The organism is Inquilinus limosus MP06, assembly GCF_000767795.1.
GTDB classification, from domain to species: Bacteria; Pseudomonadota; Alphaproteobacteria; order DSM-16000; family Inquilinaceae; genus Inquilinus; species Inquilinus limosus_E.
The window spans coordinates 1-17,357 of the sequence record NZ_JANX01000066.1 but is presented as its reverse complement, the minus strand read 5'-3'; the positions used below and the strand labels follow the sequence as shown (position 1 = coordinate 17,357).

General features: G+C 69.8%; 17 protein-coding genes. 6 read left to right on the top strand and 11 right to left on the bottom strand.

Annotation, left to right across the window (positions count from 1 at the left end; genetic code table 11):
• The first annotated feature begins 159 nt into the window (after window positions 1-159).
• The 6 genes from P409_RS08115 (at window position 160) to P409_RS08090 (ending at window position 6,402) form a co-directional block, all read left to right on the top strand.
• The gene (locus P409_RS08115) at window positions 160-1,299 is read left to right on the top strand and encodes an acyl-CoA dehydrogenase family protein (protein WP_034834064.1); all 1,140 of its coding nucleotides are present in this window, start codon (window positions 160-162) and stop codon (window positions 1,297-1,299) included.
• 17 nt (window positions 1,300-1,316) lie between these two features.
• A complete protein-coding gene (locus P409_RS08110) occupies window positions 1,317-2,384 on the top strand; it encodes an enoyl-CoA hydratase/isomerase family protein (RefSeq protein WP_034834061.1) in 1,068 nt (355 codons plus the stop codon).
• 42 nt (window positions 2,385-2,426) lie between these two features.
• Window positions 2,427-3,317 (top strand): 3-hydroxyisobutyrate dehydrogenase, encoded by an 891-nt coding sequence (gene mmsB / locus P409_RS08105; RefSeq protein ID WP_034834058.1) that lies wholly within the window; start codon window positions 2,427-2,429, stop codon window positions 3,315-3,317.
• Entirely contained in the window at window positions 3,310-4,389 is a 1,080-nt protein-coding gene (locus tag P409_RS08100; protein ID WP_052120176.1) for an alpha/beta hydrolase-fold protein, read from the top strand. The genes mmsB and P409_RS08100 overlap by 8 nt, the downstream gene beginning before the upstream one ends.
• Before the next feature lie 62 nt (window positions 4,390-4,451).
• On the top strand, window positions 4,452-5,630 hold the full coding sequence (locus P409_RS08095; RefSeq protein ID WP_034834055.1) for an esterase: 1,179 nt from the start codon (window positions 4,452-4,454) through the stop codon (window positions 5,628-5,630).
• 79 nt (window positions 5,631-5,709) lie between these two features.
• On the top strand, window positions 5,710-6,402 hold the full coding sequence (locus P409_RS08090) for a hypothetical protein (RefSeq protein ID WP_034834052.1): 693 nt from the start codon (window positions 5,710-5,712) through the stop codon (window positions 6,400-6,402).
• Between the two features lie 159 nt (window positions 6,403-6,561).
• On the opposite strand, the gene P409_RS08085 is transcribed toward P409_RS08090, so the two are convergent.
• The 11 genes from P409_RS08085 to P409_RS08035 form a co-directional block, all read right to left on the bottom strand.
• Complete coding sequence (locus P409_RS08085) at window positions 6,562-6,984, bottom strand: hypothetical protein (RefSeq protein ID WP_052120175.1); 423 nt, start codon at window positions 6,982-6,984, stop codon at window positions 6,562-6,564.
• Entirely contained in the window at window positions 6,984-7,514 is a 531-nt protein-coding gene (locus P409_RS08080; protein ID WP_034834050.1) for a hypothetical protein, read from the bottom strand. The genes P409_RS08085 and P409_RS08080 overlap by 1 nt, the downstream gene beginning before the upstream one ends.
• Before the next feature lie 69 nt (window positions 7,515-7,583).
• Window positions 7,584-8,303, bottom strand: coding sequence for an SDR family NAD(P)-dependent oxidoreductase (locus P409_RS08075; RefSeq protein ID WP_052120174.1), 720 nt, complete (start codon window positions 8,301-8,303; stop codon window positions 7,584-7,586).
• A 4-nt stretch (window positions 8,304-8,307) separates the two neighbouring features.
• Window positions 8,308-9,774, bottom strand: coding sequence for an amidophosphoribosyltransferase (gene purF, locus P409_RS08070; RefSeq protein WP_034834047.1), 1,467 nt, complete (start codon window positions 9,772-9,774; stop codon window positions 8,308-8,310).
• A gap of 107 nt (window positions 9,775-9,881) precedes the next feature.
• Complete coding sequence (locus P409_RS36120; protein ID WP_052120173.1) at window positions 9,882-10,664, bottom strand: CvpA family protein; 783 nt, start codon at window positions 10,662-10,664, stop codon at window positions 9,882-9,884.
• Window positions 10,600-12,036 carry a DNA repair protein RadA gene (gene radA, locus P409_RS08060; protein WP_034834045.1) on the bottom strand — a complete coding sequence of 479 codons (1,437 nt, stop codon included), beginning with the start codon at window positions 12,034-12,036 and terminating at the stop codon, window positions 10,600-10,602. Before radA ends, P409_RS36120 begins: the two co-directional genes overlap by 65 nt.
• 168 nt (window positions 12,037-12,204) lie before the next feature.
• The gene (locus tag P409_RS08055) at window positions 12,205-12,978 is read right to left on the bottom strand and encodes an ABC transporter ATP-binding protein (protein ID WP_034834042.1); all 774 of its coding nucleotides are present in this window, start codon (window positions 12,976-12,978) and stop codon (window positions 12,205-12,207) included.
• Between the two features lie 5 nt (window positions 12,979-12,983).
• Window positions 12,984-13,754, bottom strand: a complete 771-nt coding sequence (locus P409_RS08050) for an MlaE family ABC transporter permease (protein WP_034834039.1) — start codon at window positions 13,752-13,754, stop codon at window positions 12,984-12,986.
• Entirely contained in the window at window positions 13,751-14,869 is a 1,119-nt protein-coding gene (gene alr / locus P409_RS08045) for an alanine racemase (RefSeq protein ID WP_034834037.1), read from the bottom strand. Before alr ends, P409_RS08050 begins: the two co-directional genes overlap by 4 nt.
• Window positions 14,859-16,292 carry a replicative DNA helicase gene (locus tag P409_RS08040; protein ID WP_034834034.1) on the bottom strand — a complete coding sequence of 478 codons (1,434 nt, stop codon included), beginning with the start codon at window positions 16,290-16,292 and terminating at the stop codon, window positions 14,859-14,861. The genes alr and P409_RS08040 overlap by 11 nt, the downstream gene beginning before the upstream one ends.
• 171 nt (window positions 16,293-16,463) lie before the next feature.
• The coding region (locus P409_RS08035) for a virulence factor family protein (RefSeq protein WP_238578622.1) at window positions 16,464-17,357 on the bottom strand (894 nt) is incomplete at its 5' end.

The window sequence follows — 17,357 nt, the reverse complement described above, 5'->3', positions numbered from 1 at the left end:
GCACGGCCTGGGCTTCGGCGAGGGCGGGGGCGAAGTCGGGCATGACGCTCTCCGGCAGCGGGATGCTCATCATACTGCGCCGGCCCCCTCCGCCGCAGCGCGAAAGAATCGTACACGCGGCCACTTGATCCCGCGCCCGGTTGCGGCCACGCTCATCCCATGAGCTTCACGCTGAACGCCGAACAGGAAGCCATCCGCGATGCCGCGCGCGCCTTCGCCGCGGAGCAGATGGCGCCCCATGCCGCCCGCTGGGACGAGGAGCAGATCTTCCCGGTCGACACGCTGCGCCAGGCTGCCGCGTTGGGTTTCGCCGGCATCTATTGCGGCGAGGCGCATGGCGGCAGCGGTCTGACCCGGCGCGACGCCGCGATCGTGTTCGAGGAACTGGCGGCCGCCTGCGTCTCCACCGCCGCCTATGTCTCGATCCACAACATGGTCGGCTGGATGATCGACAGCTTCGGGTCGGAGGAGCTGAAGGCGCGCTTCCTGCCGTCGATGATGACGATGGAGCGCTTCGCCAGCTACTGCCTGACCGAGCCCGGCTCCGGCTCCGACGCGGCGTCGCTGCGCACCCGCGCGGTGCGCGACGGCGACCATTACGTGCTGAACGGCACCAAGGCCTTCATCTCCGGTGGCTCGACCTCCGACGTCTATGTCGTGATGGCGCGGACCGGGGAGGCGGGGCCGAAGGGCATCTCGGCCATCCTGGTCGAGAAGGGCACGCCCGGCCTGTCCTTCGGCAAGAAGGAGAAGAAGCTGGGCTGGAACAGCCAGGCCACCACCATGGTGATCTTCGAGGATTGCCGCGTCCCGGTGGCCAACCGGCTGGGCGAGGAGGGGCAGGGCTTCACCTTCGCGATGAAGGGGCTGGACGGTGGCCGGGTGAATATCGGCGCCTGCTCGCTGGGCGGCGCCCGGGCCTGCCTGGAGGCGGCGCGCGGCCACATGCTGCAGCGCAGCCAGTTCGGCCGGAAGATCGCCGAGTTCCAGGCGCTGCAGTTCAAGCTGGCCGACATGGCGATCGACCTGGACGCGGCCCGGCTGATGATCCATCGCGCCGCGGATTCGCTGGACCGGCGCGACCCGGACGCGACCCAGCATTGCGCCATGGCCAAGCGCTTCGCCACCGACGCCGGCTTCCGGATCTGCAACGATGCGCTGCAGCTGCATGGCGGCTACGGCTACATCAAGGAGTATCCGGTGGAGCGCTTCCTGCGCGACGTCCGCGTCAACCAGATCCTGGAAGGCACCAACGAGATCATGCGCCTGATCGTGGCCCGCCGCCTGCTGGCGGAGTGAGGCCGGAAGAGACCGCCATGACCGACGAGATCCTGATCGACCGAGAGGGGCCGATCGCCATCGTGACGCTGAACCGGCCGAAGGCGCTGAACGCGCTGACGCTGCCGATGTGCCGGGCGCTGCTGCCGCGGATGGCGGAATGGGCGGAGGATCCGGAGCTGCATGCCGTGGTGCTGCGCGGCGCCGGCGACCGCGCCTTCTGCGCCGGCGGCGACATCCGCGCCGTGTACGAGCATGGGCCGAAATCCGGCACGCCCGGCGACGACCGGGACCAGGATTTCTTCTGGGTCGAGTACCGGCTGAACCACGCCATCCATCATTTCCCCAAGCCCTGGATCGCGCTCCTGGACGGCGTGACCATGGGCGGCGGCCTGGGCCTGTCGGTGCACGGCTCGCACCGGGTGACGACCGAAAAGACGCTGAGCGCCATGCCGGAATGCGGCATCGGCCTGTTCCCGGATATCGGCGGCGGCTGGTTCCTGTCGCGCTGCCCGGGCGAGATCGGCACCTATCTGGCCCTGACCGGGGCGCGGATCGGCGCCGCCGACATGCTGTACAGCCGGATGGGCACGCATCACGTCGCCTCCGGGCGGGTCGACGACCTGGTCGCGGCGCTCGCCGATGCCGAATGGATCGGCCAGGGCGGGGTTGTGGCGGAGCAGACGCTGCAGACCTTCGCTGCCGATCCCGGCGCATCCAGCCTGGCACCGCTGCGCCCGGCGATCGACCGCTGCTTCGGCCACGACACGGTGGAGGAGATCCTGGCGGCGCTGGATGCCGAGCCCGGCGAATGGGCGCAGGAAGCGGCGGCGCAGATCCGCGCCGGGTCGCCGACCAGCCTGAAGGTGACGCTGCGGCAGGTCCGCCAGGGCAAGACCATGATCTATGATGCGGTGGCCGCGATGGAGTACCGCATGGTCCACCGCTTCCTGGCCAAGCCCGACTTCTTCGAGGGCGTGCGCGCGCAGCTGGTCGACAAGACCCGCGACCCGACATGGCGGCCTGCGACGCTGGGCGAGGTGGACGATGCCGCGGTCGCCGCCTATTTCCAGCCGCTGCCCGGCCGCGAGCTGAGCTTCGACTGAACCAAGGACGGGCGGCGAACGCCCGGTGTGAGGAGACCCCCGATGTCGCTGCGTATCGCCTTTCTCGGGCTCGGCCATATGGGCCGGCCGATGGCGCTGAACCTGGTCAAGGCCGGGCATCAGGTGGCTGGCTTCGACCCGGTGGATGCGGTGCGCGAGGCGGTGGCGAAGGAGGGGATCGCCGCCAGGCCGTCGATCGCCGCGGCGGTCGACGACGCCCAGGTGGTGATCAGCATGCTGCCGACCGGCGGCCATGCCCGCGAGGCCTATCTCGGCGACACTGGCGTCTGCGCCAGCGCGCCGGCGGGGGCGCTGCTGATCGACTGCTCGACCATCGATGTCGACAGCGCCCGGCTGATCGCGAAAGAGGCGGCGTCGCGCGGCTTCGCCATGGTCGACGCGCCGGTCTCCGGCGGCACCGGCGGCGCCGCGGCCGGCACCCTGACCTTCATGGTCGGCGGCCCGGATGAGGCTTTCCACCGGGCCGAGCCGGTGCTGCAGGCAATGGGCAAGGCGGTCATCCACACCGGCGGCCCCGGCACCGGCCAGGCGGCCAAGATCTGCAACAACATGGTGCTCGGCATCTCGATGATCGCGGTGTCGGAGGCCTTCGCCCTGGCCGACAAGCTGGGGCTGGAGCGGCAGAAGCTGTTCGACGTGTCGTCGAAGAGCTCCGGCCAGTGCTGGTCGCTGACCACCTATTGCCCGGTGCCGGGCCCGGTGCCGACCTCGCCGGCCAACCGCGACTACAAGCCCGGCTTCACCGCGGCGATGATGCTGAAGGACCTGCGCCTGTCCCAGGCCGCGGCCCAGGCCGCCGGCGCCGCCACCCCGCTCGGCGCCGCGGCCGCCTCGCTCTACACCTTGTTTGTGAACGACGGTGAACAAGATACTGATTTCTCTGGTATCTTCAAGATGATCTCCGGTGAGTGAGCCGGTCGGGCTGCAGCGTGACCGGCTGACCCGGGTCGGGCCCGACCGGCGCGTCACCGTCCGGCTGGTGGCGCCGGCGGCACGGTCGGTGACGGTCAACTTTCACCCGCTCGGCTCCGTGCCGCTGGCCCGGAACGCACAGGGCGTGTGGGAGGCGGTGCTTGGTCCGCTTGCGCCCGGGCTCTACGAATACGGCTTCAGCGTCGACGGCTTCGCCGCGCCCGACACCGGCACGGCGACGCCGAAGCCGCAGCGCCAGCTCAATGCCAGCCTGATCCTGGTGCCGGGCAGCATCCTCGACACGCGGCCGGTGCCGCATGGCGACCTGCGGGTGGTGACCCGGCACAGCACGGCCCTGGGGATGGAGCGTCAGTTCCTGGTCTGGACTCCGCCGGGCTATGGCGACGCCTCGGCGCCGCTGCCCCTGCTGGTGCTGTATCACGGCTATGGCGACACGGCGTGGTCCTGGGTGCTGCAGGGCCGGGCGCCGCAGATCCTGGACAACCTGCTGGCCGAGGGCCGGATCGCGCCGATGATCGTGGTCTTCGCCGGGACCGAGGCCGATATCCCGGGCGTGATCCCGGAGGAGTTCCCGGACGCCACCCGCCGCCGCGACTTCTACCCGCCCAACGCCGCCGCCGTGGACCGGGAGCTGATGCAGGACATCCTCCCGCATCTGGAGGCGAACTACCGGGTGCGGACCGATGCGGCGGGGAGGGCGATCGCCGGGCTGTCTCAGGGTGGCTACCAGGCGCTGGTCTCCGGCCTCGGCCATCTCGGCGCCTTCGGCTGGCTGGGCACCTTCAGCGGCGTGTCGCAGGCGACGGTGCCGCATGACGGCATCGCCCGGGCGCTGGCGGAGCCGGACCGGGTCAACGCCACGCTGCGCGACTTCAGCGTCACGCTGGGATCGGACGATACGGTGACCGGGGAGGATGCGCGCGACCTGCGCCGGGCGCTGGACGCGGCCGGCATCCGCTACCGCTACACCGAGTATCCCGGCCTGGCCCACGAGATGGCAGTGTGGCGGCCGTCCCTGATCGACTTCGCGCAGACGATCTTCAAGACGTGACCGGATCGGTTCCTTCCGTTCGTCGGGCATAATCGCAGCCTGACGACTCGGGAGGGCCTCCTATGCGCAAGATCTCCGTCTCGATCGCGGTTCTCCTGGCGCTGGGCGGGGCGCCGTCGATGGCCGCCGATCCCGGCATCCCCGCCCTGCCGCCGACCGACCAGCCGCTGCGCGACTTCGTCACCCGGGTCGAGACGGACCGCCGCATCACCTTCCGGCTGTTCGCGCCGGAGGCGAAGGCCGTCTCGGTCGTGTTCGGCTCGATGGATCCGGCCAAGGTCAAGGCGACGCCGATGACCAAGGACGGCCGCGGCGTCTGGAGCGTCGCGGTCGGCCCGGTCGAGCCCGACCTCTACGAGTACTATTTCAACGTCGACGGCTTCCGCGCCACCGACATCGGCACTGCCGCACCGAAGCCGCAGCGCCAGGTCAACACCAGCCTGGTCGTGGTGCCGGGCAGCATCGTCGACACCAGGCCGGTGCCGCATGGCGACCTGCGGGTCGTGACCCTGTCCAGCAAGGCGCTGGGCTCCGAACGGCAGATGCTGGTGTGGACGCCGCCGGGCTATGGCGACGGGTCGGCGCCGTTGCCGGTGCTGTACCTCTATCACGGCTTCGGCGACACGGTGTGGTCCTGGGTCACCCAGGGCCGGGCGCCGCAGATCCTCGACAATCTGCTGGCCGAGAAGAAGATCGTGCCGATGATCGTGGTGATCCCCGACACCGAGACCGACATCGCCGCGGCGGTGGCGGAGGATTTCCCGGGCGCGACCCGGCGCCAGACCTTCTATCCGGCGAACGCCGCCGCGGCCGACCGCGAGCTGATCGAGGACATCATCCCGTATATGGAGGCGCATTACCGGGTGCGCACCGACGCGGCAGGGCGGGCGCTGGCCGGCCTGTCTCAGGGCGGCTACCAGGCGCTGGTGTCCGGCCTCGGCCATCTCGGCACCTTCGCCTGGCTGGCGACCTTCAGCGGCGTGTCGCAGACCACGGTGCCGGATGCCGGCATCGCCAAGGCGCTGGCCGATCCGGCCAAGGTCAATGCCAGCCTGAAGGGCTTCACCGTCACGGTCGGCAGCGACGACACCATCACGGGCAAGGACATCGCCGGGCTGCGGAAGGACCTCGACGCCGCCGGCATCCGCTACGATTACAAGGAATATCCCGGCCTTTATCACGAGATGGCGGTGTGGCGCCCATCGCTGGCCGATTTCCTGCAGAAGATCTTCCGGGACTGACCGGCCGTCAGGCGTGGCCTCCATGGCGGTCACACAATGTTCATTGCGCAGTCTTTGGATTTCGTTCATGATATGTTCCATGAGCGGATCGCACTCCATCTCCGTCCCGGCCAATGACCGGCCAGACACCGCCCAGGGTGATCCCGTCCGGGCGGAGTGGGTGCTCGGGCGGCTGGCGGATATGACGATGGAGCGCTGCGAGGCCCTGCACGGTGCCCTTCTCGCCGCGATCAAGGCCGGCGACTTCCGGGCGGTCAGGATGCTGGACCTGGCGATCGACCGCGCCGCCCGCTGCCTGCGCCGCACCCTGGTGCTTGAGGATCATTTCGCGCGGCAGCGCGAGGCGGGGCTGGATCCGGCCGAAGAGGACGCAATCCGTCAGGCCGAGGCGACGGACACGCGGCGCGGCGAGGCGGCCGACGACGGCGCGGTCGAGCGCGATCCCGCCATCGGCGGCGACCGGGTGGAACGCGCCGGCGGCATGCGGGAGCGGCTGCTCGAGACCGACGACATCAAGGCCGCTCTGGCGTTGGCCAAGCTGCCGCTCGACGAGATCGTGCTGCGGCTGTGCCGAGGCATGGGCGCCCGCCCCGACCCGTCCTGGGGGATCAATGATCCCGAGGGCGAGGATGACCGGCTGGAGCTGGTCTGGTGGCCGGCGGATGGTCCGAAGCCGGGCCGGTACGCCAGCTACAAGGAGGGCCGGAAGGCGGTGCCCATCTGGGTGGACCTGTCCACCAAGACGAGGCTCGCCCACCCGCCCTGGGGCTGAGATCGGACAGCAGCTGAGCGCTGCCGCCCACACCGTCCTGCCCATCCTCAAACCGTCATGGCGAGCCCCGCAGGGGCGTGGCCATCCAGCGGCACCGGCCCCTGGATCGCCACGGCGCGTGCGCGCCTCGCGATGACGGCTTTGTTGTGCCGCCCCGAATCAGAGCGAGTCGTCGACCCGCTCGACGAGGCGCCAGCAGCCCTGCTTGTCGAAGGTGTAGGTGAGCTGCAGGTCGCTGTCCGGCTTCGCCAGCCGCAGCACCGCTCGAGCCTCTCCGCGCTCGAGCCACCGTGCCTCGAGGCCCAGCGTGGCTCGTTCGCTGCGGGTCGGGATCACCGGGAAGGTCAGCGCGGGCTCGGACAGCATCTGGGTCACCGGGCGCGGCTCGGGCTCCGCGGTGGCGTCGACATACTGGTCCTTCAGCGGCTGCGCCGTGAAGGCGCGCTGTACGGCGACATCGTCGATGAAGACCTTGAGGAAGGCGTCGATGTCGGTCGATGGGCAGGCAGGAGCAGCGGCTTCGGCCGGAGCGGCGGTGCCGATGCCGGCGGCGAGCAGCAGGGCAGGGAGCAGGCGGCGCATTAGCGGAAATCCTGGGTCAGCTGCCAGCAGCCGTCGCGCGGCTCGAACAGATACGCGCCGGGCTGGCCGTAGGTGCGGATCAGCTCGCCGTATTCCTCGTCCTCGCCGGGCGGCCCGTACTCGGCCTTCACATAGGTGACGCGATAGGCGCCGCCGGGTTCCTCGGTGATGTCGAGCTTGAGAGCCTCCAGCGCCTCGGACTGGCCGGCGTCGAATCGGTCGGCCGATTCGGCGTCGAAGAAGCTGTAGTCGATCATCGCGATCTTGAAGTCGCGATACTCCGCGCCCTTGACCATGCGCTGGATCTGCCCCGGCCGGGCGAGGCTGCGGATCTGGATCTCGGGCGCGGTCAAGGCGGCCCGTACGCTGTCATTCTGGGCGAAATAGCCGAACATCAGCGAGAAATCCTTGGCCTTGCAGGCGTCCTTCGCCAGCTGCAGGACCTCCGCCTGGGACAGGGCCTGTGCCGCCGCCGGGCCGGCCGCCAGGGCTAGGCCGAAGGCCAGGGCCGTCGTCGCCGCTCGTGTCATCTCGCCGTTCTCTCCCCCCAAGGAACCGCGGGCACTGTTCAGGGTAAATGTGAAGAGATTATGGGGACCCTAGTCCCAGTCGGCGACCTTGCCGGCGGCGAGGCCGTCGTCCGACAGCAGCCGGGCGGTGAGGCGGTCGGCGGCGGCGTCCGGCGCCGGCTGTGCATTGGCGGCCTCGCCCGGGAAGCCCTGCTCGCGCAGGCGGGTGGCCATCGGGCCGGGGTGGAACAGCGCCACGCGCAGCGGCGTCTTCGCCGTCTCGGCGGCGTAAAGCCCGGCGAGGGTGTCTAGCCCGGCCTTGGCCACGGCGTAGGCACTCCAATAGGCGATGCCGCTGCGGGCGATGCGGTCGGTGACGAAGACCGCACGCGGCGCCGCGGCGGCCCGCAGCAGCGGGTCGACCGAGCGGATCAGCCGGTAATTGGCGTTGAGGTTGAGGTCCAGCACCTGGCCCCAGACCTTCTGGTCGCTGTAGGCCACCGGGCCGAGATGGCCGAGCATTGCGGCGTTGGCGACCAGGAGGTCGAGCTTGCCGAAGCGCTGCGCCAGCGAGCCGCCGAGCAGGTCGATCTGCTCGAACTTGAACAGGTCCATCGGCACCAGCGTGGCGGTGCCGCCCACGGCCTTGATGGCGTCGTCGGTCTGCTCCAGCCCGCCGACGGTGCGGGCGGCGCAGACGACATGGGCGCCGGCGGCGGCGAGACGGACGGCGACCGCGGCGCCGAAGCCACGCGACGCACCGGTGACGAGCGCGATCCGGCCCTCCAAAGGCCTCGTGGTCTCGGTCATCGGATCAGACGCGCTCGGAGAGGGCGGAGCTGCGGCGCGGCGCCGCCGTGTGGTCGGTCAGCGGCGTCGGATAATCGCCGGTGAAGCAGGCATCGCAGAACTGGCGGGCGTTGCCGGCCCGCTTCGGCGCGCCCATGGCCCGGTACAGCCCGTCGATCGAGATGAAGGCCAGGCTGTCGACGCCGATCAGCTCGGCCATCTGCTGCACCGAGTAGTTGCTGGCCAGCAGCTTCGACTTCTCCGGCGTGTCGACGCCGTAGAAGCAGGGGTTGGTCGTCGGCGGGCTGGAGATCCGCATATGGACCTCCTTGGCGCCGGCAGCCCGCACCATCTTCACGATCTTCTGGCTGGTGGTGCCGCGCACGATCGAATCATCGACCAGCACCACGCGTCGGCCCTCGATCATCGCCCGGTTGGCGTTGTGCTTCAGGCGGACGCCGAGATGGCGGATCTGGTCGGTCGGCTCGATGAAGGTGCGGCCGACATAGTGATTGCGGATGATGCCCAGCTCGAACGGCACGCCGCTCTGCCCGGCGAAGCCGATGGCGGACGGCACGCCCGAATCCGGCACAGGGATGATGACATCGGCCTCGACCGGCGATTCGATCGCCAGCTCGGCCCCGATCCGCCGCCGCGCCTCGTAGACCGAGGAGCCCTCGACCACGCTGTCGGGCCGGGCGAAGTAGATGTACTCGAAGATGCAGAAGCGCCGCTCGGCCGGCTGGAACGGCTTGATGCTGGTCATGCCCTCGGCGGTCAGCACCACCATCTCGCCCGGCTCGACGTCGCGCACGAACTCGGCGTCGATGATGTCGAGTGCGCAGGTCTCCGACGCCAGCACGTGGCTGGTGCCGGATGCGGTCTCCAGCTTGCCCAGCACCAGCGGGCGGAAGCCCATCGGGTCGCGGATGCCGATGACATGATCGGGCGACAGGGCGATCAGCGAATAGGCGCCCTCGACCTGGCGCATTGCCTCGACCAGCCGGTCGATCACGTTGCCGCCGCGGGCGGTCGCCATCAGGTGCAGGAACACCTCGGTGTCCGAGGTCGACTGGAACAGGCAGCCGCGGCTGACCAGCTGGTGCCGCAGCCGGCCGGCATTGGTCAGGTTGCCGTTGTGCGAGATGGCGAAGCCGCCGAACTCGAAATCAGCGAACAGCGGCTGGACGTTGCGCAGCCCGGCGCCGCCGGTGGTGGCATAGCGGTCATGGCCGATGGCGGCGTTGCCCTTGAGCTGCCCGACCACGGACTGCGACGAGAACGCGTCGCCGACCAGGCCGTTGGCCCGGTGGACGTGGAACTGCTCGCCGTCATGGGAGACGATGCCGCAGGCCTCCTGCCCGCGGTGCTGCAGCGCGTGCAGCCCCAGCGCGGTCATCGCGGCGGCCTCGGGATGCCCCATGATGCCAAAGATGCCGCACTCCTCACGGAGCGTGTCACCGGTGAGGTCGAAGGGGTCGGTCGTCAGCATATCGCCGCGAGGGCTCCTGGTCCTGGGCGCCACCGGCGCCATTCGGAACGTCTGCGGCCTATATAATGTCAACCGCCACCAGTTGCACCCGCGTTCGACGGAGGGGCCTAATGCGTCGGCGTCGGGTGTGTCGGGGTGATGCCCGGCTGCGCCGGGGCCGGAGCGGCCGGCTGGGTGTGCTGCGGCTGGGCCGGTTGCGGCTGCGCCGGGGCCGGCGCGGGAGTCGCCGGCTGGCCCTGCGGCTGCGCCTGATTCTGGTTCAGCAGGCTGCCGATCGGGTCGGTGACGGTCTGCGGCGTCAGGGCCGGAGCGGCCTCCTTGGCCTTGTCGATGGCGCCGGCCAGCGCCTCCTGCGGCACCAGGCTCTTAAGGTACTCGGCGCCGGCCTGCACCCAGGGCAGCATCCGGGCGTTCTCCAGCCAGGGCGGCCGGCGGGTCTCGGGGAACACCCAGGTCAGCAGCAGATAGGCCAGGCAGACCAGCACCGCGCCGCGGACGATGCCGAAGACGAAGCCGAGCGATCGGTCGACGGCGCTGAGGGCCGAGCCCTTCACCACCCGGGCAATCAGGTGGCTGATGGTGGAGAAGATCACCAGCGCCACGACGAAGATGCCGACCCCGGTCAGGATGTCGGCCAAGAGCTGCATCTGGATGTACTGGCGCAGATAGGCCTTGGCGTCGTTGAAGGTCCACAGCGTCACCAGCGCGGCGCCGCCCCAGCCGGCGATCGACAGCACCTCGGCCACGAAGCCGCGCGCCAGCGCCAGGAAGGCCGAGATGGCGAGGATGATCAGGATCGCGATGTCGCCGGCGGCGATGGGAAGGCTATCCAGGATCGGTCTCCTCGAAACTCCTGCGGCGGCCTCCCGAGGCGCCGCGCCCGTCGACATGGAACAGCGCCACCAGCTCCTCCAGCCGGGCGATGCTGCGCCGCTCGATGGGCAACGCGTCGCGGCTGGGGGCGCGGCCCCGCTTCGGGTGCCCTTGTGGCACGATCGCGGCGGCGAATCCAAGCTTCGCGGCTTCCTTCAGCCGCGCGTCGCCTTGCCCCACCGCCCGGATCTCGCCGGACAGGCCGATCTCGCCGAACACGACCGTGTCGCGCGGCACCGGCACGCCGGTGAGGGAGGAGAGCAGGGCGGCCGCCACCGCCAGGTCCGCCGCCGGCTCGGCGATGCGAAGGCCGCCGGCGACGTTGAGGTAGACGTCGTTCATGCCGATGGCGACGCCGCAGCGCGCCTCCAGCACCGCCAGCACCATGGCGAGGCGCGCATTGTCCCAGCCGACCACGGCGCGGCGCGGGGTACCGAGCGGCGAGGGCGCGACCAGGGCCTGGATCTCGACCAGCACCGGCCGGGTGCCTTCGAGGCCGGCGAAGACCGCGGCGCCCGAGACGTCGCCGCTGCGGTCTGCCAGGAACAGCTCGGACGGGTTGCTGACCTCGGCCAGGCCGCCGTCGGTCATCTCGAACACGCCGATCTCGTCGGTCGCGCCGAAGCGGTTCTTCACCGCGCGCAGGATGCGGAACTGGTGGCCGCGCTCGCCCTCGAAATAGAGCACGGTGTCGACCATGTGCTCCAGCACCCGCGGGCCGGCGATGGCGCCGTCCTTGGTGACATGGCCGACGATCAGCAGCGCGGTGCCGCGGCGCTTGGCGTGGCGGATCAGCTCGGCGGCCGAGGCGCGGACCTGGGCGACGGTGCCCGGTGCGCTCTCCAGCGCATCCAGGAACATGGTCTGGATCGAATCGATCACCACGACCTTCGGCCCGTCCGCCCGGTCCATGGCAGCGATGATGTCGCGGACATTGGACGAGGCGGCCAAGCGCACCGGCGCCTGCGCCAGGCCCAGGCGCTGCGCCCGCATGCGGATCTGGTCGACCGCCTCCTCGCCGGACACATAGGCGCATTCGATGCTGCCGGCCAGGCGGCACAGCACCTGCAGCAGCAGGGTCGACTTGCCGATGCCGGGATCGCCGCCGATCAGGATGGCCGAGCCGGGGACGATGCCGCCGCCGCAGACCCGGTCGAACTCGTCATTGCCGCTGCGCCAGCGCGGCTCGTCGATCGTGGCGGAGGCGAGATCGGTGAAAGCGATGGCCCGGCCGCCGCCGGCCTTGGCCCCGCCGAACGCCTTGGGCGCGGCCTCGACCACCTCCTCGACCAGGGTGTTCCACTCGCCGCAGGAGTCGCAGCGCCCGGCCCAGCGGGAATAGCTGGCGCCGCAGTTCTGGCAAATGTAGCGGGTCGCGTTCTTCGCCACGGGGGAGCCTATCGGCGTTGTCGGGTGGAGAGGCGGAAAACCTCCTCACTGTCATGCCCGGGCTTGACCCGGGCATCCAGAAGATATCGAGGCTCTCTGGATTGCCGGGTCAAGCCCGGCAATGACAAATGAAGATGGGCCTGTCCCCTCATCGGCACTGACCTTACGTCAGGAAACCCGGACCTGCATCTGGATCGGCCCGTCCGCGCGGCCGTGCACGAACTGGTCGACATAGGGGTTGCCGGACTCGTTCACCTGTGCCGCGGGGCCGGCCCAGATGATCCGGCCCTCCCAGATCATGGCGATGCGGTCGGCGATCTTGCGGGCGCTGGCCATGTCGTGGGTGATCGACAGGGTGGTGGCGCCCAGCTCGCGCCGGCATTTCACGATCAGGTCGTTGATCACATCGGCCATGATCGGGTCGAGGCCGGTGGTCGGCTCGTCGAAGAAGATGATCTCCGGCTCCGCCGCGATGGCGCGGGCCAGGCCGACGCGCTTCTGCATGCCGCCCGACAGCTCGGCCGGGAACAGGGCGGCGACATCGGGGCCGAGGCCGACCTGGGCCAGCTTGTCGACCGCGATCTCCTTGGCCCGCTTGCGGGATTCGCCGCGGCCCTGGATCAGGCCGAAGGCCACATTCTCCCAGACGCTCAGGCTGTCGAACAGGGCGGCGCCCTGGAACAGCATGCCGAAGCGGCGCATCAGGGCGACCCGGTCACCGCCCGACAGGTCCTGGGTCTCGGCGCCGTCGATCAGGATGCGGCCACGATCCGGCCGGATCAGGCCCAGGATCGACTTCAGCAGCACCGACTTGCCGGTGCCGGAGCCGCCGATCACCACCAGGGATTCGCCGGCCGCGATCTCCAGGTCGATGCCGCGCAGCACCTGCTTCGGGCCGAACGCCTTGGTCACGCCTTCCAGCTTGATTTTCGGGGTGGTCATCGCCGTCACCCCACATACAGGCCGGTGATCATGAAGTCGAACAGCAGGATCAGGATCGAGGAGGACACCACCGCGTTGGTGGTGGCCGCGCCGACACCCTGGGCCCCGCCACGCGAGTTGTAGCCGTGGTAGCAGCCCATCAGCGCGACGACGAAGCCGAAGGCCGCGGCCTTCATCAGGCTCAGCACGACATCCTCGACCTCCAGCGCCTGCCAGGTCGCCGTAATATAGGCCGACGGGTTGTCGCCCAGCCGGTAGACGCTGATCAGGAAGCCGCCGAACACGCCGATGATGTTGGCCACGATCACCAGACAGGGCAGCATCAACAGGCCGGCGATCAGCCGCGGCGCCACCAGGTACTTGTACGGGTTGGTCGACAGGGTGCTGAGCGCGTCGATCTGCTCGGTCACCCGCATGGTGCCGATCTCGGCCGCCATCGACGCGCCGATGCGGCCGGCGACCATCAGGCCGGCGAGCACCGGCCCCAGCTCGCGCACCACCGACAGCAGGACGACACTGGCGCCGAAGCCGCCGGCGCCGAAGCGGCTGAAGCCCGCCTGGGTCTGCAGCGCCAGCACCATGCCGGTGAACAGCGCCGTCAGCCCGACCACCGGCAGCGAGTAATAGCCGATGTCGATCACCTGGCGCAGGAACAGCCGCGGATAGAAGGGCGGCTTCAGGCATTGCGCCAGCGCGGCCAGGGTGAACAGCGCGAGGCGGCCGACCGCGGCGAGGAAGCCGAGGAAGGTGCGCCCGATCGTGGCGAGAAAGTTCATTCCACCCCGCCGACATAGCGGCGGGCATAGCGCCGGCCGAGGCTGGTGAGGATCTCGTAGCCGATGGTGCCGGCGCTCTCGCCCAGCCGGTCGGGCGTCAGCTCCGGGCCGATGATCTCGGCCAGGGCGCCGGGCGCGGCCAGCGTTTCGGGAATGTGGGTCACGTCCACCGTGATCAGATCCATCGAGATGCGGCCGGTGATCGGCGCGGTGAAGCCTGCGATGCGCACGGCGCCGCGACCACTGGCGGCCCGCGGAACCCCGTCGGCATAGCCGACGGCGATCGTCGCGAGCCGGGCCGGACCCTCCACGCGGTGCGCGGCACCGTATCCAACGGTCATGGGGGTGTCAACGCGGCGGATCTGCAGGATTCGGGCCTCGACCCGCACCACACAGGTCATCGGATTCGGCCGATCCGGCGTCGGGTTGATGCCGTAGAGCGCGGCGCCGGGACGGGTCAGGTCGCCGTGGAAGTCCTGGCCCAGGAAGATGCCGGAGGAGTTGGCGATGCTGACCGGGGCCGGCGGCAGCTTGGCCACGGCCCGATGGAAACGGTCGAGCTGGGCCCGGCTCATCGGGTTGCCGGCCTCCTCGGCGCAGGCGAGGTGGGTCATCCAGGTGATCGGCCCGATGCCGTCGAGCAGGCTTGGATCGGCGGCCAGCCGATCCTGATCCTCGGGCGCGAGGCCCAGCCGGTTCATGCCGCTGTCGAGATGGACGAAGCCGGGCAGGGCGGTGCCGAGCGCCCGGGCGTGGGCGGCCCAAGCGGCGATCTCGCCGGGATCGTTCAGCGCCGGCACCAGATCGTGGGCCGTGTAGTCGGCGGCGAAGCCCGGCAGCAGGCCGTTGAGGACGACGATGCGCGCCTCGCCCAGCGCGGCGCGCAGGGCGAGGCCTTCCTCCAGATGCGCGACGAAGAAGCTGCGGGCGCCGGCCGCGAACAGGGCGCGGCCGACCGGCGCGGCGCCGAGGCCGTAGGCATCGGCCTTGAGGACGGCACCGCATTCCGCCGGCGCGCCCCGTGCCCGGAGGCGGCGCCAGTTCCCGGCGATGGCGTCGAGGTCGATGGTCAGCAGGGCGCCGGCCCGGCCGAGCGCCGCCGCCTCACTGGTCATCGAAGCTGGGATCGGACTGCAGGTTGGAGAACTTGGTGTACTGGCCCTCGAAATGCAGCCGCCGGGTGCCGGTCGGGCCATGACGCTGCTTGGCGACGATGACCTCGGCGACGTTGTGCACCCGGTCCATCGCCGCCATCCAGTCCTGATGCTCCGGCGTGCCTTCCGGCGGCTCGCCCTTCGACAGGTAATAGGCCTCGCGATACACGAACATGACCACGTCGGCGTCCTGCTCGATCGAGCCGGATTCGCGCAGGTCGGCCAGCTGCGGCCGCTTGTCCTCGCGGTTCTCGACCTGGCGCGACAGCTGGGACAGGGCGATGACCGGGATGCTGAGGTCCTTGGCCAGGATCTTCAGCCCGCGAGTGATCTCCGAGATCTCCTGCACCCGGTTGTCGGTCTTCTTCGATCCGCCGGCGCTCATCAGCTGAATGTAGTCGACCACCAACATGCCGAGATTATGCTGGCGTTTCAGGCGCATGGCACGCGTTCTTAAGGTGCTGATCGAGACGCCGGCGGTGTCGTCGATGAAGAACGGCGTCTGCCGGATCAGGTTCGCCGCTTCGACCACGCGCGGGAAGTCGGAGCGCTTCATGTCGCCCTTGCGGATGCGTTCCGACGCGATCTCGGCGACCTCGGACAGGATACGGACGGCCAACTGCTCGGAGGACATTTCCATCGAGAAGAAGCCGACCACGGCGCCCTCCTTGCCGTTCTTGCGCAGATAGGCGGTGGCGGCATTGAAGGCCATGTTGGTGGCCAGCGCCGTCTTGCCCATGCCCGGCCGGCCGGCCAGGACGATCAGGTCCGATGGCTGCAGGCCGCCCATCATCTTGTCGATCTCGGCCAGGCCGGTGGTCACGCCGGTCAGCGGCGTGTCGCGCTCCAGCGCCTTGCCGGCCGCGTCGACCGCGCGTGCCAGGATGTCGCCGAAAGCCTCGAAATCCTTCCGCAGCACGCCCGAGCTCGACAGGCGGTACAGCTTCTCCTCGCCCTCCTGGATCTGGGCCGGGCCGTCGAGCTCGTTGTCGAGCTTGTAGGCCTCGTTGACGATCTCCTCGCCGGCCAGGATCAGCTGGCGCCGCAGCGACAGGTCGTAGATCGTCCGGGCATAGTCCTCGGCGTTCATCACCGAGACGACGCTGGCCGCCAGGTCGGTCAGGTACTGGGCGCCGCCGACGCCTTCCAGCTCGTTGTCGGTCTCGAAATACTGCTTCAGGCTGATCGGGTCGGCGACCCGGTTCTGCTCCGCGAGTCGCAGCGCCGCAGCATAGATCCGGCCATGCGCCGGGACATAGAAATGCTCCGGACGCAGGAAGTCCGACGCCTTCTCCAGCGCGGCGTTGTTGGCCAGGATGGCGCCGAGCAGCGCCTGTTCGGCCTCCTCGTTCGCCGGCATCCGCCGGTAGGTCGGGCTCGCCATAGGGTCGGCGTTGTGAACGAGGGTGAGGGGGGATTCGGGACGCGACTTCTCCATCGCCCCACCCTACCGCAGGCGGCGGGGGCACCGCCATCAATCGACGGTCCCGCGACCCTGTGGATAGCGGGACCGAATGTGGACGGATCTGTGGACAACCGAAATCCGGCTGTCGGATCAGGGGTTTGCCGGTTTGGTTGTCGTTGCCGCGGGGGCTGCCTGCTGCCGTTTCGCGGCCCCATCCATGATGGTGCGGGCCAGGCTGTCATAATCGCCGTCGAAATGGTGCCCGCCGGTGGTCTTGATCACCTCGGCGCCGGCCATGGCGGGGGTCGGGCAGACGGTGTCGTCCTCCTCCTCGCCGTAGAAGCACTGGATGAGGGCGGGATTGATCGATTTCAGCTCGGGCGTCACCGGCGGCGCGTCGTCGTCGGCACTGACGCCGAGCCAGCCGGTCACGCGAATCTCGAAATCGGTCCGTTCGGCCAGGCCCAGCAGGCTGATCTGGTCGATCTTGGCCTTCTCGGCCGCGGGCAGCCGGTTGTAGGCGAAGGGCAGGACATTGGCGCCGAAGGAATAGCCGATCAGGATCACCCTCTGGGCGCCCCAGGCCTTGCCGTAATGGTCGATGATGTGGGCCAGGTCCTTCGCCGTCTGCTCCGGCGTCTGCTGGCTCCAGAAATAGCGCAGGCTGTCGACGCCGACGACGGAAACCCCTTTGCTCTGAAGGGCCTCGCCGATGGTCTTGTCGAGATCCTGCCAGCCGCCGTCGCCGGAATAGATGATTGCCAGTGTGGGCGAGGGACCGTCGGCCTTGAGCTCCTCCAGCGGCAGGCTGCTGACGGCGGAGGCATCGGCATCCGCCGGCGCGTCCTGGTGCAGCATCGCCACCACCTGGTCGGCCAGCGACGCGTCCGGCGGCAGCGTCATCACCTCGCCGCCGGAGCTCGCAGCGAAGGCGCTGGCCGTCGCGTCGGGCTGCTGCAGGCCGAGGCGCCACCAGCCGGGGATGTGCGGCTGCGGCCCGTAGGTGAAGCCGCCGCCGGGCGCCGGAGTCGCCGCCGGGGCGTC

Coding starts and splice junctions, on each gene's coding strand:
- P409_RS08115 (WP_034834064.1), top strand. CDS start 160: ATGAGCTTCACGCTGAACGCCGAACAGGAAGCCATCCGCGATGCCGCG.
- P409_RS08110 (WP_034834061.1), top strand. CDS start 1,317: ATGACCGACGAGATCCTGATCGACCGAGAGGGGCCGATCGCCATCGTG.
- mmsB (WP_034834058.1), top strand. CDS start 2,427: ATGTCGCTGCGTATCGCCTTTCTCGGGCTCGGCCATATGGGCCGGCCG.
- P409_RS08095 (WP_034834055.1), top strand. CDS start 4,452: ATGCGCAAGATCTCCGTCTCGATCGCGGTTCTCCTGGCGCTGGGCGGG.
- P409_RS08090 (WP_034834052.1), top strand. CDS start 5,710: ATGAGCGGATCGCACTCCATCTCCGTCCCGGCCAATGACCGGCCAGAC.
- P409_RS08085 (WP_052120175.1), bottom strand. CDS start 6,984: ATGCGCCGCCTGCTCCCTGCCCTGCTGCTCGCCGCCGGCATCGGCACC.
- P409_RS08080 (WP_034834050.1), bottom strand. CDS start 7,514: ATGACACGAGCGGCGACGACGGCCCTGGCCTTCGGCCTAGCCCTGGCG.
- P409_RS08075 (WP_052120174.1), bottom strand. CDS start 8,303: ATGACCGAGACCACGAGGCCTTTGGAGGGCCGGATCGCGCTCGTCACC.
- purF (WP_034834047.1), bottom strand. CDS start 9,774: ATGCTGACGACCGACCCCTTCGACCTCACCGGTGACACGCTCCGTGAG.
- P409_RS36120 (WP_052120173.1), bottom strand. CDS start 10,664: ATGTCGACGGGCGCGGCGCCTCGGGAGGCCGCCGCAGGAGTTTCGAGG.
- P409_RS08055 (WP_034834042.1), bottom strand. CDS start 12,978: ATGACCACCCCGAAAATCAAGCTGGAAGGCGTGACCAAGGCGTTCGGC.
- P409_RS08050 (WP_034834039.1), bottom strand. CDS start 13,754: ATGAACTTTCTCGCCACGATCGGGCGCACCTTCCTCGGCTTCCTCGCC.
- alr (WP_034834037.1), bottom strand. CDS start 14,869: ATGACCAGTGAGGCGGCGGCGCTCGGCCGGGCCGGCGCCCTGCTGACC.
- P409_RS08040 (WP_034834034.1), bottom strand. CDS start 16,292: ATGGCGAGCCCGACCTACCGGCGGATGCCGGCGAACGAGGAGGCCGAA.